Below are 17,620 nucleotides of genomic sequence, written 5' to 3'. Positions count from 1 at the left end.
GATACGCTATAAGCTTGTTTGAATAGAACAAGATTGTCTAGATATTCCCAGCTGAAAGAAACAGGTAAAATAATCAAGGGTATATTTTGTTCCACGTGGAACATTTTGGGCTATCTTCCTAAGAAAACCAAAAGAACACTAACATCCGAAGGAGAAACCCCGCTTATTCTAGAAGCTTGAGAAATTGTAACAGGTTTTATTGCTTTTAATTTTTCCCTGGCTTCGGATGAAAGCGATTTTAATTGAGAATAATCAAAGTTTTCAGGAATGCGAACATTTTCTAGACGATGCAACTTGTCTGCGTTGTTTTTTTCCTTTTCTATGTAACCTGAATATTTAACCTGTATTTCAGCTTGCTCTAAAATTTCAGAATTTAAATCATTTTCATCCACGAATTTTGAAACCGACTCCAATTGTAGCATATGGTCCATAGTTACCCTTGGTCTGGAAAAAACTTTAAACAACTTATCCGATTGTTTCACTTGGGAAGAATCCAATGATTCTAAAATTGGATTTATCTCCTCAGGAACAAAACTGGTTTTTCTAAAAAACTGGATGAACTTATCAGACTGAGCTTCTTTTTGTTCCATCTTTCTCATTCGTTCCTCCGTTGCCAATCCAATCTCATGGCTCATGGGAGTGAGTCTTAAATCAGCATTGTCTTGACGTAATAAAGTTCTGTATTCTGCCCTTGAGGTAAACATCCTATAGGGCTCCTCGGTTCCTTTGGTAATCAAGTCATCAATCAACACCCCAATGTAGGCTTCATCTCTTTTAAGCACAAAAGGCTCTTTTCCATTAATCTTAAGATGCGCATTGATTCCTGCCATTAGTCCTTGGGATGCCGCCTCCTCATATCCCGTAGTGCCATTTATCTGACCCGCAAAGTAGAGGTTGTCCACCAATTTGGTCTCTAAGGTGTGCCGTAGTTGAGTAGGAGGGAAATAGTCATATTCAATCGCATAACCTGGCCTAAAGAACTTTACTTCCTCAAATCCCTTTACCGACTTTAGTGCCTTATACTGGATGTCCTCTGGTAACGAAGTTGAGAAACCATTTACATAAACCTCAACCGTGTTCCATCCTTCGGGCTCCACAAAAATTTGATGGGAATCTTTGTCAGCAAAGCGGTTAATTTTGTCCTCAATGGACGGACAATATCTAGGACCAACACTTTTTATTCTTCCGTTGAACATTGGAGACCGGTCAAAACCTTCCCTCAACAAGTCATGAACCAACGCACTTGTATGGGTCATATGACAGTCCCTCTGAAAAGTCAATTTTTGGGTGTCCAAATAGGAGAACTTTTCCGGCTTTACATCTCCTGGCTGCGGAATCATCTTGGAATAGTCTAGAGATCTTCCATCAACTCTAGGGGGAGTTCCCGTTTTCATCCTGCCACTATCAAAACCAAAATCAACTAGCTGTTCAGTAATCCCCGTTGCAGCTTTTTCCCCCGCTCTTCCTCCCCCAAATTGCTTCTCACCAATATGGATCAATCCATTTAAAAAAGTTCCGTTTGTTAGAACCACAGCCTTCGCTCTAATATCAATTCCCAAAGAAGTTCTGACCCCAACGATTTTACCATTCTCTTCCAACAGTCCAGACACCATTTCCTGATAGAAATCTGCATTTGGTGTACCTTCCAAAGCAATCCTCCATTCCTCAGCAAACCTCATTCTGTCATTCTGTGCTCTAGGGCTCCACATCGCAGGGCCTTTGGACTTATTGAGCATCTTAAATTGGATTGCAGACTTGTCTGTTATAATTCCGCTATAACCTCCCAACGCATCAATTTCCCTTACAATCTGACCCTTTGCAATACCGCCCATGGCCGGATTACAAGACATCTGACCAATGGTTTGCAGGTTCATAGTCACCAGTAAAGTCTTAGACCCCATGTTAGCGGCAGCAGCCGTAGCTTCAGCTCCTGCATGCCCCCCACCTACAACAATTACGTCATATTCCTTCTCAAACATACCTATGGTTCCACGTGGAACAATTTAATCTTTTCATCTTCCTTCTGTCGCATGACTTTGGCCTCATTTCTGCCTTTGTCTTTATATCCCATAAGGTGCAGCACTCCATGTGCCATCACCCGCTTAAGCTCATTTTCAAAAGCCACATCAAACTTAGTTGCATTATCCCTTATCCTGTCTACGGATATAAAAATATCACCCGAAATCAGGTTTGTATCTGTATAATCAAATGTAATTATGTCGGTAAAAGTGTCGTGGTTTAAATACTCTTGATTAAGGTTCAACAAGTACTCGTCCGAACAAAATATATAATCAATCTCACCACATACAAAAGCTTCAGAACTAACAACCTTTTCTATCCAATCAACATACCTTAATGACTCTTCCAGTTCAAAATTCGCTTTGTAATGAAACTCAATCATTGTTGAAATAACCCTTTACCCTGTTTTCATAATTTCGCCGCAAAGGTAAGGCTTGTCTGTTTAAAATCTCAATGTTATTGTTCCCCCTATTCAAAAGTGACGGCTTGGTAGTTATAGGGTTAGCGAACTCATCTATACTGGTATCACTTTCTCTTTCTTTCTTCTCTCCCTGTTTCAATGCAGCATTCTCCAGTTTCAGCAACTCATGTTGTATTTGGTTCACCTTGTTTTGGGTGCGCTCGGTAATCCCGTTTTCCAATAAATCGTTTTCAAATTCCTCCATCTGCCTAACCAGCTTCTTAGCCAAATTCCTGTCTGCTTTCTCAATCAAATTATTTAACTGCTCCTCCAATTTCCTCCGCAATGCTTGTTGTTGTTTATAAATCTCATAGATTTCATTCAATCCCAATTCATCGCCCTGACCAGATGCATTTTGGTTGCCAGATTCAGAACCATTACCTTCAGTACCGCTTTTACCTTCATTGCCGCCCTGCTTGCCTCCTTCCCGGTTCCCATTCCTTCCACTTTCATTTCCATCATTACCTTCTCCATTTTCTCCTCCTTGTTCACCTTCCTTGCCAGATTTACCCTGACCTGAGGAACCGTTCATTTTATCCTTTACACTCTGCTGTCCTTGAATAATGTCCGGAAGTTGAAAATCACTGCCCTGACCACCTCCTTGACCAGGCTTCATACTCTGTTGCATATTCCCCAAAACATCCGCCAAAAACTCAGCCAACGAATTGGTGGAATTAATCACATACTGCTGATATGAAGCGCCCTTATAAATTTGGTTGTCAGCAATACTTTCCAAAGCCTTATCAATATTATAATATACCTCCGTTATCTCCTCATTAACAAACTCAGATAATTCAACCCTTCGCAGCGACAGCGCAAACAAGCTATCATCCACATGTTCAAACAGTCTCCTAAGTTCCTTTTGATCCCTAACGGTTTCCGAGAAGCGTGAAATATCAACATCGGCCTCACTAACCTTGTCAAACAAAGTTTCTTGCTTGAATGAAAAGACGACTAAATTATCCAACACCTGCCGTAACATTTCGGCATCCTCCGTAATATTCGACCCACCCCCTCCAGAAGAGCTATCACCAAGAGCTTCACTCATTTCCTTCATTTTCTGTGCAGCAGACTTCTGTTTCTGCTTTACCTTATTGGCTCTTTCCCTTGCTTCCTCCTCATTTGTGCCTTGTTCACTTTCAGTGCCCCTCTTTATCTCATCCAATGCCTCCTTTTGGTCCTCCTTAACTCTATTTTGATCCTTGGGTGTAACATCAAGGCCAACAGGCTTACGTAAATCCTGATCATCCTTCCTAAGTTCATCAAGCTCTTCGGACAATTGTTCAAACCTATCATTTAAATCCCTTTGTTGTTCCTCATCCAAATTCCCTCCCAATTCTTCTTCAGAAAGCTTACTTTGCTCATCAGATAATCTCTCGAGTTCCTTCGAAAGCTGCTTCATCTTCTCCGTTACATAATATCTTTTTGTCAGTTCCAGAATTTGCTCCAGATTCCGAGTACCCGAACTTTGCTTTTTGCCCAGCTCTTCCAGCTTGCTCTTTAATTCCTCTTTGTTAATCTTATCCGCTATCTTGTTAAGTTCCTCCAACAACTTTTTGTTTTTCTTAGCTTCCAACTCCTGCCGTTCCAAACGTTCCTCAAGCATTCTCTTAAACTCATCATTTCCATCAGATTCAGAAACACTCCTCTTTAAATCCTTAGCAAATTTCTCCATCATCAATTCCTGGGCCTGCTGCTTTTGTAACAATTCCCTTATCTCCCCTTCCTTTTCAAAAGACGATTTCTTATCTACAACTTCCTTTTTATTAAACTCACTTACCGCCTGCCCATTATTTTTATACTCCAGCAAAGACCTTTCAAAATCTCTCAAATCTTGTCTGTTGTAATCTAACTGTCTGTTTTTCAGCTCTTTATCATCATAAATTCTGGATCTAAAGGTTCGACTTTTAGTAACTTTTCCACCTCGAAGACCATCGTTGTCAACCACCTCAAAATGAATCAAATAATCCTTGCCCTCATCAAGCCTCAACCCAGACGGAAACGTGTAATAAAACTCCCTAACAGCTGTATTGGGTCGCTCCAAAACCAGCCTTTGGGAATCATTTTTACTGCCCACAACATTACACACAACCCTTACTTCCTTAATTCCATGATCATCATTTGCCAAACCGGTATACCAAACCACATTAGGGTTTAACGAGTCCACAGTTTGCTCCATATCCAATGCAGGATAAGCATCCTTAACTACCTCTATCTCATATCCCAATCGCTCATAGTCCTTAACATCCCCATTTGAGGTTGATACTTGATACCTAAAATCATCAAAAATTTGCCTTTGCCATTGAAATCCATCCTCCAATCGATTCATCAAAACCAAGGTGTCGGCATAACCAAAACTCACCTCGTCAACATTACTTCCCTCTATCAACCAATCTATTCGGGTTCCTTCAGGCACTACGCCATTACCCGTGCCCGAAATCACATCATCAGGTATAGCTAAATAACCAGGATACCTCAACTTCATGACAAAACCCTTTAGAACAGGACTCTGTAATTTGCGTATCTCATAAACTCTAGAATCCCAACCATTAGCAGTAAAATGAAAGCTGATATCTTCCCCAAGTAAATTAACCAAATGAACAAAGGAACTTCCATCCCACTTCATCAAAATCTCCTTGTCCTCAGTCACCAAGAAAACATCCTCTGGAACAGCATCCCCTACAACTCCCACTTTAATCTCCAGCGGCTCTGAATCCAAAACCTCAAGCTTCTCATTTAACAGAACAAACTGAAAAGGAGCGGGTCTTTCATACGCAACATCATAATTGACAATTCGAGAATGGGAACTCATAAAAGAACTTATATCCCCTAGAACCCAAAAACCAACCAATATCGCAGCAGGAATAATTAAATATCTCCAATATCTAAATCCCTCCATTACTTTAACAGCGCGAGCAAAAGGTATAGGCTTCAACTCCTTTGCCCGCTGATCAATACTAGCCAATAAAAGTTCACTGGAGTTTGTGTCATCTGCTAAATCCAACAGATTATGAAGTCGATCACTAACATTCGGAAAATGCCTGGAAATAACTTTTGCAGCATCCCTGTTTGAAATTCCCTTTCTCAAGCCGAACAAGAAAATCAACGGAACAACAACGAAGCGATACAAAAGCACAAGCTCAACCACCACAAAAACACTAAACAGGGCAAGTCTGCCTTGCTGATTCAACCACAACATATATTCCAAGGACAAAACAAGCAACCAAAACAACAAGCCCAAGGACACGAAAAGTAGCGTTCCCTTAATTAGGCGCTTGGTATAGAACTTTTTTGAGAAGTCCTCTAGCTTATCCAATATGTGCCGATACTCACCCAACCTTTTCATATTTATAACCAAGATACCCGATACAACACAATACGATCGAAAATTATTTGTTAAAACCCATACAAAAAGACTAAAACGGATAGGATTTAGCCTTTTTTCATCTTTTAAACCGAACTATCTTTGCAGGCAAATAAAATGTCTATGCCCACTAAAGTTCGGGTTCGCTTTGCCCCCAGCCCAACAGGCCCGTTGCATATTGGCGGTGTTCGTACCGCCCTCTTTAACTATCTGTTTGCTAAAAAACATAACGGAGATTTTGTGCTGCGTATTGAGGACACAGACCAAAATAGGTACGTAGAAGGTGCTGAAGACTATATTATTGAAGCCCTAAATTGGTGTGGGATTCCGTTTGACGAAGGCCCTGGAAAAGAGGGTGGATTTGGTCCTTATCGCCAAAGCGAGCGCAAAGATCTCTATAAAAAATATGCGATCCAACTTATAGATCAAGGGAATGCCTATTACGCCTTTGATACGCCAGACACCCTTGATGGCCACAGAAAAGATCATGAGGCCAAGGGGAAGACTTTTATTTATAACTGGCACAACAGGTTAAAACTGACCAACTCCCTATCCCTTTCAGCAGAGGAGGTCCAAAACCGACTGGATTCCGGGGAGCCTTATGTAATTCGTTTTAAAACCCCGCAGAACCAACTTCTTGAGCTACAGGACAGCATAAGAGGGACCATAAAAATCGATACCAACATCCTGGATGACAAAATTCTTTTCAAAAGTGATGGGATGCCTACCTATCATTTGGCCAATATTGTGGATGACCATTTAATGGAAATTTCACATGTTATCCGTGGAGAGGAGTGGTTGCCATCCTTGGCACTGCATCAACTCCTATACGACTCGTTTGGATGGAAAGCTCCTGAGTTCGCCCATCTTCCATTGATTATGAAACCTGTAGGGAAAGGGAAGCTCAGCAAACGAGATGGAGAGAAAGGTGGTTTCCCAATATTTCCATTATCCTGGAACGAATCTGAAGGATATAGAGAAGCCGGGTACTTTCCTGAGGCCGTTGTCAACTTTCTTGCACTTCTTGGATGGAATCCTGGCACAGAGCAGGAGATCTTCGATTTGTCCACATTAATAGACAGCTTTAGTCTAGATCGCGTAAACAAATCCGGTGCGCGTTTTGATCCAGAAAAAACAAGATGGTACAACCATCACTATCTGCAGCAAAAAAGCAATGAAACTCTCGCGTCTGATTTCATGCCCATTCTGGCAGGACAAATTAAAACGGATAAACTACCCGATGACGCCTACATCACATCAGTAATCGAACTTATTAAAGAACGGGCGGACTTTACTAAAGACCTCTGGGAACTGGGAAACTTCTTTTTCCAAGCTCCCACGTCCTACAACGAAAAGGCAGCTAAAAAACAATGGAAGGAGGATACATCCCATCTTATGACACAAGTGGCCCAACTCATTTCCGAGACAGATGATTGGAATTCATCATCATTGGAATCCAACATCAAAACTTGGATAACCGACAGTGAACTTTCCTTCGGAAAGATCATGGGTCCACTAAGACTACTATTGGTTGGCGATCTAAAAGGCCCCCATTTATTTGACATCATTGCCTTGTTGGGCAAGAAAGAATCGACAAACCGTATTGAATCAGGGATAAAAGCCCTTGATTAAGCACGCAGAAAAATAAATTCCTACTTTTAGGAAGATAACCAACCTTCCTAAAAACCTCATGTACAAGTACATACACTTAGTGCTTCTTCTTGTATGCATTATGGTCATGTGCCCCTTTCAGACAACTTCAGCCCAACATAAAGGTGACGACCTCCACCTAAAAAATGGCATATCCAAACCCAATACCTTGGCCACCCATCCTTTTGGAATACTGTTCTATACTTTGCCTCATAATTTTAAATCCAGACCAGACAATGCAACCCTGTTTGACATTCACCTGAGTAGTGGGAATATATGGGGACAACCAGTTGATGTTTTTGTCCCAAGCCTAGCAGCAGACCAAGCAAGAATGGAAGCTCTGTCGTTTTACAGCCGTGATTCTCGGTTCAATCCATCTGAGAGTCCCTCCGACTCTTACTTCTTCCAATATGATGGTGTGATCAAAGATTTCCGGTTGACCTTATCCATTCCGTTGAGCGAACGAAACGAACTTAGGGTTTCCACCCGGTCCTTTCTATTGACTACGGGCAAATTTCCTTTTTCAACCATAACAGGAGACCAGTTTGTTGAGTTTTTTCACAGCAATGTGGCTGGTGGTGAGGATCCCTTTGGGCGGAGGGTTGTGGGAATGGATCAGGCACAAATCCAATATATTGACCGCCACGGCAACTCCTTTAATCTAACAGAAGATTCCTTCATATTCTCAGGAATAGAAACAGTCTTCTACACCTATTCCAACTTGTTTGCCAAACAACATATCATCCTCAACATTGGAGCACACGCCGGACTAAATCTTAGCTCAATAAATACATCCCTAGATCTAGGAGCCTCGGTAGGAGGAACAAAGAACTTTAGTCCAAATCGCAAGGGTCAATTCTTGGTTGGCCTGGGTCTCAATATTTTAAGAAAAAGGGCTGTAGGCTTTGACAGTAATCAGGTCGATTTGGGAACCAGTTCCGTCTTTGGGAGTTTTGAAGGCCATTTGGAATACTCCAAGCAAACACCAAAAGGCGCATACCATTCCTTTGGGTTAAACTATCGTATACAGACTCCATACAACAATAAAAAGGAGGAGGGTCATTATGTTCCCTCTAGCCCTGACAGGATTGCCAGGTGGCACGAAGCCGCCCGACACCTGTATAAATTTCCAAGTTATTGGTCCTTAATCTACTCCTTCACCAAAAAAACAGAAATATCGGTCTACTTACAGCAGGATATGTTGGTCAACAATGCACCGGATATACAACTGGGCGCGAACTTGAAAATTCCATTTTCCTTTTAATACCATCTGCCTCACCTTGTAACAAATGCGTCAATTTGCCTACCTATCATATTGAAGGGTTTTGTACCTTAAACGTCTAATCTAAAATCTATTTATCCATGAGCAATTTTTTCTTGTACCCACTTCTCATAATTATAGGGCTCTTGTTTTTCATCTCCCTGGTTTTCATTGTTAAACAACAAACTGCTGTACTTATAGAGACCTTTGGAAAGTTTACCAGTGTAAGACACTCTGGAATCCAGTTTAAAATCCCGTTCATTCAAAGAATTGCCGGAAGACTCAGCCTTAAAATTCAACAGCTGGATGTTATTGTTGAAACCAAAACCCTGGACGACGTATTTGTGAAACTGAAAGTTTCTGTTCAGTATGTGGTCATAAGAGAAAAAGTTTATGAGGCATTCTACAAACTCGAATATCCTCATGATCAAATTACTTCCTATGTTTTTGATGTGGTGCGTGCTGAAGTTCCTAAGATGAAGTTGGATGATGTCTTTGTTAAAAAGGATGATATTGCCATTGCCGTTAAAACGGAGTTACAAGATGCCATGTTGGAATATGGATATGATATCATCAAGACTTTGGTAACGGACATTGATCCTGATGCCCAAGTGAAGGAGGCCATGAACCGAATCAACGCTTCTGAACGAGAAAAAATTGCGGCGCAGTTTGAAGGTGATGCCGCAAGGATCCTTATTGTGGAAAAAGCCAAGGCCGAGGCCGAGAGCAAAAGACTTCAGGGGCAGGGTATTGCAGACCAACGAAGAGAAATTGCCAGAGGTTTGGAAGAATCTGTTGAGGTGTTGAACAAGGTTGGGATCAACTCGCAAGAGGCCTCCGCCTTGATCGTGGTTACACAACATTATGACACCCTGCAATCCATAGGGGAGGAAACCAACACCAATTTGATTTTATTGCCCAACTCCCCTCAAGCTGGAAGTGATATGTTGAACAATATGGTGGCTTCATTTACAGCAAGTAATATGATTGGGGAGCAGATGAAGAAAACTGGGGTTACCAAGAAAAAGGAATAAGTAAATCTGCCTGACCAAAATTCATAGGGGAGCTAAATTGCTCCCCCTTTTTATTGATCATATATCTTTTAACCTAAAAATATTGGCCTATGCCAAAGACAATCCCATTGGTGGCATTGTCTCCCAAACCAAAACCATAATCCAATCGGAAAACCGCATTAAAAATTCGCTTGTGTATAAACCGAACCCCAAGGCCCGGGTATACCCTAATATTGCTGCTGTCGAATAAGTCGGAAAACCCTTCTCCGGGATTTCTCCATGTGCCCGTATCCAAAAAAGCATTTCCCTGTAGCACAAACCAACCCTTTTCATACAGGGTATGCCTATATTCTGTATTCAACACAGCAGCTGCAATTCCCCTATCAACCGTGTTCCCAACTCCTCGGATGTTCAACTGATTGTCCAAAGTGAAAGGCGCAAAAGGTGAATCCTCGTTGCCAAAAGTAGTTGCCAAACGCAATCTGCTTGCCCAATTTCCATTTTGCCCGATCCTTTTATAATAGATTGCATCGTTACGCAACGACACAAAGGATTTTAAAAATTGGTTTCCCAATGCGTCGCCGTTCAACAAATCGATATACTGTGCGGTAAACTCATTGATCAGCCCATCAAAATATTGATAGTCGATATCCAAATCCACATAACGATACTGGCCCCGATAAATCAGTTTGTCAGCTTCAAGAAACAACAGATCATTAACCGCTTTGTCTTCGCCCAAAAATTCATATTGCTCTTTTACATAAGAAACGCCAAGTTCCGCTTCGTTGTTAAAATCAAAAGAAAATAACAACGCTCCTTCAACATTTCTAGCATTGAAGCGATAGTTTTCTGTTCCCTCTTCAAAAAAGACAGGCTCCTGTGTTGTTCGATCCTGATAATTGAACCCTATACCCAACTTGTCGCTGAACAAAAAAGGATGCTCCCAAAAAATCCCATACGAATCAAAAACATCGCGTTCATAGAATCCGCCCAAAAGTTGGTTGTTACCAAAAAGGTTAAACTCAAAAGCTGACAATCTGAAAGCAAACTCCCCGTTGTTGTCTGTTGAAATTCGAAGACCGGGGATGATGGTAAAATTTTCCTCTATCTCATAAAGCACCTCAATCCCATCATTAGTTTTCCGGGTTGAGAAAGAAGCGTTGGCAATTCCAGGTAATCTTTTCAAACGCTCAATATCTTCTTTGATCAAAATAGAATCATAGGCAGCATTGGGTTTTACCTTCACCAACCTTCGCAAAAAAGATTCCTTTGTCCGTTTTAGTCCTTCAAATTCTAGATTGTGTATTTCTTGTTCTTGTGCATACGAGTGCGCTCCGTAAAAAAGGAGGACAACCCAAATAAAGTTTCTCATCAAAGCAAATTTTAGTACTAAGACGAGAAATCGCGACCCACCCTACAGGTGTAGGGGCATTTTTTATTTTAAGCGCTTCTCCCGCAACTACTCCTCACAACCTAAAGCAGTGCTTTCCCAAAAGATGAAATGGGCAGAAAACCAGCCTAAAATTGGTTGTTTTAATAGATAAAATAGATGTGTTTAAGAATCGGGATAAGCTTTTCTTATGCTAGGATTTTTGCTCCAATTTTGCCCAAGTATCCCTTAAAGTTACTGTCCTATTGAAAACCAAATTTTCCGAAGAGGAATCCAGGTCTACGTTAAAATATCCCAATCGCTGAAACTGAAATCGCTCACCCGGTTGGGCATCTTTAAGGCTTGGTTCCAAAAACCCAGTAACCTTTTGCAATGAATTGGGATTCACAAACTCCATAAAATCCCTATCCTTATGTCCGTCGGGATTTGGATCATTGAAAAGACGATCGTATAATCTCACTTCTGCTTCCAAGGCATGTGGAATGGAAACCCAATGTAAAGTTCCCTTAACCTTTCTCAAACTTTCCTCCGTTCCACTTCCGCTTTTGCTTTTGGGATCATAAGTGCATTGAACCTCAATGATATTACCATCTTCATCCTTGGTGCAGCTTTCCGCTTTAATGATATATCCATTTTTTAAACGTACCTCACCTCCTAGTTTCAGTCTAAAAAACTTGCGATTTGCTTCTTCCCGAAAATCTTCCTTTTCTATATACAATTCTCTAGAAAAAGGAATCTTTCGACTTCCTGCAGACGGATCTTCTGGATTGTTCTCTGCTTCCAGCCATTCCTCATCACCCTCGCTATAGTTAGAGATAACAACTTTGAGCGGATTCAGAACCGCCATAACCCTGGGGGCAATTTTATTTAGATGCTCTCGAACATGAAATTCCAATAAGGAAACATCCACAATATTCTCACGCTTTGCTATTCCAATGGTATCAGCAAAGTTTCTAATCGATTCGGGAGTATATCCTCTTCTTCTCAATCCAGATATGGTCGGCATTCTTGGATCATCCCATCCAGAAACATCCCCATTCTCCACCAATTGAAGCAACTTTCGCTTGCTTACAACGGTATGACTAAGGTTTCTCCTTGCAAATTCCCGCTGTTTAGGCCGTAGCTTTTTCGAATCTACCAATTGGTCTAAAAACCAGTCATAAAGCTCACGGTGTGGAAGAAACTCCAGTGTACAAAGGGAATGGGAGACTTGTTCAATATAATCGCTCTCCCCGTGTGTCCAGTCGTACATAGGGTAAATACACCAATCGGTATTTGTTCTGTGGTGGGCTTTGTGAAGAATTCTGTACATAATTGGGTCGCGCATCAGCATATTGGAAGAACCCATATCGATTTTCGCCCTAAGCACATGCTCGCCTTCCTTGAATTCACCATTTTTCATGGCCTCAAAAAGGTTTAGGTTTTCTTCAACGGATCTATTCCTAAACGGGCTTTCCTTTCCAGATTCGGTCGGTGTTCCTTTTTGATTCGCGATTTCTTCAGAAGTTTGGCTATCCACATAAGCCTTTCCCTTCTTGATCAACTCTACCGCCCAATTGTAAAGCTGCCCAAAATAATCTGAGGCATAGCACTCCGTATCCCAGCTGTATCCCAACCACTCAACATCGGCTTTGATAGCCTCAACAAACTCCCGTTCCTCCTTGGCAGGATTGGTGTCATCAAACCTCAAATTGACAGGGGCATCATATCTCAAACCCAATCCAAAATTGAGGCAAATAGAGCTGGCATGACCTATATGCAGGTATCCATTGGGCTCAGGAGGGAAACGAAACCGAAGGTCCTTTTTGGCATAACCATCCTTCAAATCATCCTCGACAATATGCTCTATAAAATTTAATGATCGCTCTTCTTCCGACATATTCTAAAATTGAAGCGCAAATGTAGCAAAATGTAGGGTTTATAGCTATTCCAACCCCATAAGTGTATACAAAGAAAGCCATTTCACAACACTTTTACTGCCCCCTACAACAATATCTTTCTGTTCGACGAAAATAAAAGCATATTTGTTATTAGAACATTATATGGAATAGTTGGCGCTTTTGGCGCCCTCATAACTGAACAACATTAAGGGGCACAACATAGGCATTATTGCCACAACCCTCTTAAAACTAACGCTGATGAGGAAAACTAGTTCATATAACATCATTTTTGTGATAAGCTTCACAATGATGTTGCTTGGTGCAAATATGCTAACTGCCCAAGTACTCAACAAACCAGTTGCGGCGGACAATCCCAATCTTGCAGGTAACTCTGCCTGGACCGCTGCCTGTGCTTCCGATAGTTTCAACGAATACTTTGTCAATTTTACGTGGAGCCCACCTTTGGTAGCTTCCGACAACGAATTTGTTTTAGAACTTTCCGATGCCAATGGAAACTTTGGCTCCCCAATTGAGCTTGCCCGTGTTGATGACAAAAACGCAACATTCGACTTTGAATTTGAGTTCCAGGTCCCTGGCGACGTTCGGGGAGAAAGCTACAAAATGAGGGTCAGAAGTACCAATCCGGCCAAGACAAGTCCACCTTCTGATGCGTACCCTATGCACTATGTGGATTTTAGTTCGCCTTTACTTATCAGTCAAGATGGAAGTGGTGACATCCCTCCTGGAGGTAGCATACAACTTTGTGGTGCGGGTGATGTAACCCTGGAGCCGCATAACATATCCAATGCCGATACCTATATCTATAATTGGTATAGAAGTGGAACGTTGCTCGCAGAAAAAGGTGCGAGCCTTACTGTTTCTAACCCAGGCATGTACTATGTAGAGTTGGATTATGGATCCGTTTGTTCGGGTTCTGCCAACACCCTCTCGAACACCATTGAAATTACAACAGGTTCAAGTTCGGGCATTGCTTTGAATGGCTCTGACGATGTAGGCCTTTGTGCCGGTGACACCTATCAATTGGAAGCAAATATTAGTGGAATGGGGCTAACCTATACTTGGTATAAGGATGGATCTGTTGTTTCTGGGCCAACCTTGGAACAAACCACCTTTGATATTAACACCTCCGTTTCAGGTTTTGAAGGTTCATACGAAGTTGAAGTAGATGGGCCATCAGCCTGTTTGGAGCGTTCTGCCTCTGTGGTAATAAGAAACTTAGGCGACTTTGAGGTAACGCGGGAAAACGATTCCAATATTGTGCTCTTGCCGTCCCAAACAACAACGCTTTCCGCTTCATCAACAGCAACCAGCCCGTCATATCAATGGTACAAGGATGGTTCGCCGATTACTGATGCTACAAATTCAAGTTTGGAAATCAGTGAAATTGGTGACTACCATGTCCGCGTCATCGAAACTGGAGGTGGATGTTCGGCTTCGCCCGTGGATTCTCCAACAACAACGGTAGAAGCACCAGAATCCTTTGAGTTTGTTGTGGAATATGCAGGAGCCTATACTTCTTGCCAAAGTGGCGATGTGACCCTAAGCTTGTTGCGCATCAATGCTGTAAGTGATACAGGAGCCAAAACAGATGTTACTTCAGAATTGGAATCCACTTTTACCTATCAATGGATGCATGATGGAAGCGCAGTTACGGGGGAAACGTCCAAAACCATGACCATTTCCACTTTTGAGAATAACGGAGACTACTCCTTAACAGGTACGGTGGATAGCTTCAATGCCACATCCAATGACCTTGAGGTTACCATGTCTGCCAATACCACCTTGTCCATTTCAACCAATGGCACCGTTTTGTGTGAAGGTGCAGATCCCATTCGATTTGATGCTTCCGAAAGCCTTGGAGGTGAAACTTTTGAATGGTTAAGGGATGGCGAAGTCATTGACACGGCAACAGAAAGTATTACGGCAACAGAAGTAGGAGTTTATCAGTTACGAATTCTTACCCATGATTGTCCAATTGTTTCCAATGAACTTGAGGTTCGCGCTTTTGATGAATCCTTGTTGAGCTTAGATCGCTCAGAGGAACTTATCATTGTTGAGGGCGATACGGAAACCATCACAGCAAGTGGGGCGGAGTCCTATCAGTGGTTCGATGCAGAGAACAACCTTCTTGGAGCCCAAGATTCCTATGGTTTTCAAGAAGAGGGTGAATACCTTTTGGTGGCCAGTTTTGGAAACTGTACAGTGAGCAGGGTCATTAATGTTACCTATAGAGACCTATTTGCAATCCCAAATGTGATTACAGCCAATGGGGATGGAATCAACGATTTATGGGTATTGCCCAACAGCTACTCAAGACAAGACGACGTACTTGTAACCATATATGACGAACGAGGTAAAGAGGTCTTTAGTCAGACCAACTATGAAAACAACTGGCCTGAGTCCGTCACTCAATTCAACAAACTAAACATGATTTTCTACTACCGGGTAACCCGTGAAGGGGAAAGTCTGAAACAAGGAACCATAACAGTCATTAGATAAAGCGAATGCGCACCAACAAACCTCTACTAATACTAACCTTCTTACTGCTTGCTTTTTCTGGAATCCGCGCCCAGGAAGAGACTCCTTTTGTGGTATATGATGTGCCGTCCCAAAACTTGTTGAAATTCAACAGGTTTTTGATAAACCCTACATTTTCAACGGTTAGGGAGGACAAATCCTATATCAACCTTTTTCACAGAAACCAATCGGTATCTTTTGATGACAACAATCAGGTTTACTTCCTAAGTTACAGTGGAAGGGTAAGCGATAGAAGTGGTGTTGGGCTTAGCCTATTTACCAATAGGGAAGGGCTTTTCAACAATTTTGGTGTGCATGCAAATTACGCCTATGGCATACGATTAAGTCCAAAAAGCAATTTCACATTTGGTGCCAATATTTCATATTATCAAAGCTCTTTCAATCAAGACAGGGCCAATGCGCTAGACAACGATCCTTTCTTAAACTCATTGGAGAGCAGCTCATTAGTATTATTTCAGCCAGGCTTCAATCTTTCCTTCGGAAGTTTTGATTTTGGAGGTTATGCCGAAAACCTATTCGATTACAACCTCAAATCCAGTGAATCTGTAACGGAATTTGACGAGAAGACCTTTTCGGGTCATTTGCAATACACCCATACGTTTGAAAATGCAGCCGGAATTCTTGAACAAGCACGTTTAATGCCTTTGGCCAGGGCTAGGGTAACAGGTCAAAATGACGTAACCCTTGGCGGAAACCTTATCCTTGACCTTCCAAAACTTGGATGGATTCAGGCAGGATATGATGATTTCTATGGAGCTTCCGCAGGTCTTGGTTTCAATCTAAACAAGAACCTTTCCATTGGCTACACGGTAGAAAAAGGATTGTCCAGCAACTTTGAAAACTTTGGTGTGAGCCATGAAGTTTCCCTTGCTTATTCCTTTACGCCCAACCTAACCGAAAATCGTGTGTTATTGGATGACGAACTTGACTTGGTTTCGACCGATAGCATTCCACAAGAAAATCTAAGCCTTACTGAAAAGGACCTGGAAATTGCTCGATTACAAAACAAGCTGGCCGAAAACGATGCCATTTTGGACGAACTATTGCTACGCCAAGATTCTATGGAACAGGCTAGGGTGGGCGACCTTGAAAAAAGATTCGAAACCGTTATGAAAATGGTTCGGCGGGAAACTAGAGGCGAACGACCCGACCTTGAACAAAAGGCCAAAGAGGTCTACTTTGCCAATATGGACAGCACGGATATAATTTCCAAGCAAACTGTACAACCTCTTGCCAATCATGGTCTTACAAATACAACCGCAGCAAAGAAAGTCATTCGTTTAAGCGATTCAAAAAACAATGCGGTGGCCAGAACCTCAACGGTTAAAAAAGACAAGACCACTAGAGCCTCAGTCAAGAAAAACACAAGGTTCCGACCCTTTAATATTCCCAACGTGGAAAGTGGGCATTATCTAATTGCCAATGTGTTTAAGAATCCAAATAATGCAGACGCATTTGTGGCCAAGCTACAAAGCCAGAACATCAATGCAGATTCCTTTGTGAACCCACGAAATGGAATGATCTATGTTTATCTGGAAGGATTCAAGAACAAGAGTGAAGCGCTTGGCGCTTACCACTCCCAGCTCAATGGCACATACAATGGCGATGCGTGGGTAATGAACGTTAATGGCATTGACGCCCTTAATCATGTAACCCCAACATCACGCGGTGCTTCTTCAAAATATGGGGATAACACATTGACCAAAAATGTGACCAAGACAAATAGCACGGGAAGCGGTCAGGTTACCTTTAAAACATACAAAATCAATGGCCTTGGGTCTGGATTCTACATTATAGCCAATGTCTTTGAAAAGCCCTCCAACGCCAGAAGATTTGTTCGGGAATTGAACTCCCGAGGCTTAAACGCCAGCTATTTCATAAACCCAGAAAATAAGTTAAGGTATGTCTATCTCAAGAAACATGAGAACTGGACCAATGCCCTTACCTCATACTATTCCAAACTAAATGCCTCGTATGATGACGAAATGTGGATCATGCGGGTAAAACCAAACTCCCATAGTTAA

At 41.9% G+C, this 17,620-nt stretch carries 9 protein-coding genes and 2 pseudogenes; 6 read left to right on the top strand and 5 right to left on the bottom strand.

Annotated elements, in window-relative coordinates; translation table 11 throughout:
* Positions 1–110 precede the first annotated feature (110 nt).
* Genes mnmG through ACOOE0_RS05230 form a run of 3 tightly spaced genes read right to left on the bottom strand, consistent with a single transcriptional unit; the run spans position 111 to position 5,825 of the window.
* On the bottom strand, positions 111–1,979 hold the full coding sequence (mnmG, locus tag ACOOE0_RS05240) for a tRNA uridine-5-carboxymethylaminomethyl(34) synthesis enzyme MnmG (protein ID WP_420401422.1): 1,869 nt from the start codon (positions 1,977–1,979) through the stop codon (positions 111–113).
* Between the two features lie 2 nt (positions 1,980–1,981).
* Positions 1,982–2,401 carry an rRNA maturation RNase YbeY gene (ybeY, locus tag ACOOE0_RS05235; RefSeq protein WP_420401421.1) on the bottom strand — a complete coding sequence of 140 codons (420 nt, stop codon included), beginning with the start codon at positions 2,399–2,401 and terminating at the stop codon, positions 1,982–1,984.
* The gene (locus ACOOE0_RS05230; RefSeq protein ID WP_420401420.1) at positions 2,394–5,825 is read right to left on the bottom strand and encodes a hypothetical protein; all 3,432 of its coding nucleotides are present in this window, start codon (positions 5,823–5,825) and stop codon (positions 2,394–2,396) included. Before ACOOE0_RS05230 ends, ybeY begins: the two co-directional genes overlap by 8 nt.
* Before the next feature lie 141 nt (positions 5,826–5,966).
* Between ACOOE0_RS05230 and gltX the strand changes: the two genes are divergently transcribed.
* From gltX to ACOOE0_RS05210, 4 genes and pseudogenes are all read left to right on the top strand, one after another.
* On the top strand, positions 5,967–7,475 hold the full coding sequence (gene gltX, locus ACOOE0_RS05225) for a glutamate--tRNA ligase (protein WP_420401419.1): 1,509 nt from the start codon (positions 5,967–5,969) through the stop codon (positions 7,473–7,475).
* A 58-nt stretch (positions 7,476–7,533) separates the two neighbouring features.
* Positions 7,534–8,757 carry a hypothetical protein gene (locus ACOOE0_RS05220; RefSeq protein WP_420401418.1) on the top strand — a complete coding sequence of 408 codons (1,224 nt, stop codon included), beginning with the start codon at positions 7,534–7,536 and terminating at the stop codon, positions 8,755–8,757.
* 98 nt (positions 8,758–8,855) lie between these two features.
* Positions 8,856–9,788 carry an SPFH domain-containing protein gene (locus ACOOE0_RS05215; protein ID WP_420401417.1) on the top strand — a complete coding sequence of 311 codons (933 nt, stop codon included), beginning with the start codon at positions 8,856–8,858 and terminating at the stop codon, positions 9,786–9,788.
* Positions 9,789–10,854: 1,066 nt separating this feature from the next.
* Positions 10,855–10,917: pseudogene (locus ACOOE0_RS05210) on the top strand (hypothetical protein); the annotation flags it as partial.
* 9 nt (positions 10,918–10,926) lie between these two features.
* Here ACOOE0_RS05210 and ACOOE0_RS05205 read toward each other — a convergent pair.
* A pseudogene (locus ACOOE0_RS05205) lies at positions 10,927–11,139 on the bottom strand (POTRA domain-containing protein); the annotation flags it as partial.
* Between the two features lie 211 nt (positions 11,140–11,350).
* Positions 11,351–13,036, bottom strand: a complete 1,686-nt coding sequence (locus tag ACOOE0_RS05200) for a glutamine--tRNA ligase/YqeY domain fusion protein (protein ID WP_420401416.1) — start codon at positions 13,034–13,036, stop codon at positions 11,351–11,353.
* Positions 13,037–13,295: 259 nt separating this feature from the next.
* On the opposite strand from ACOOE0_RS05200, the gene ACOOE0_RS05195 reads away from it, so the two are divergent.
* Together ACOOE0_RS05195 and ACOOE0_RS05190 are read left to right on the top strand one after the other, a co-directional pair.
* Entirely contained in the window at positions 13,296–15,557 is a 2,262-nt protein-coding gene (locus ACOOE0_RS05195) for a gliding motility-associated C-terminal domain-containing protein (RefSeq protein ID WP_420401415.1), read from the top strand.
* A 5-nt stretch (positions 15,558–15,562) separates the two neighbouring features.
* A complete protein-coding gene (locus tag ACOOE0_RS05190) occupies positions 15,563–17,620 on the top strand; it encodes a PorP/SprF family type IX secretion system membrane protein (protein WP_420401414.1) in 2,058 nt (685 codons plus the stop codon).

The sequence above is a fragment of the Flagellimonas sp. genome, from assembly GCF_965215805.1.
Taxonomy (GTDB): domain Bacteria; phylum Bacteroidota; class Bacteroidia; order Flavobacteriales; family Flavobacteriaceae; genus Flagellimonas.
The sequence above is the reverse complement of the archived record's forward strand: the minus strand, read 5'-3'. Positions and strand labels throughout refer to the sequence as shown.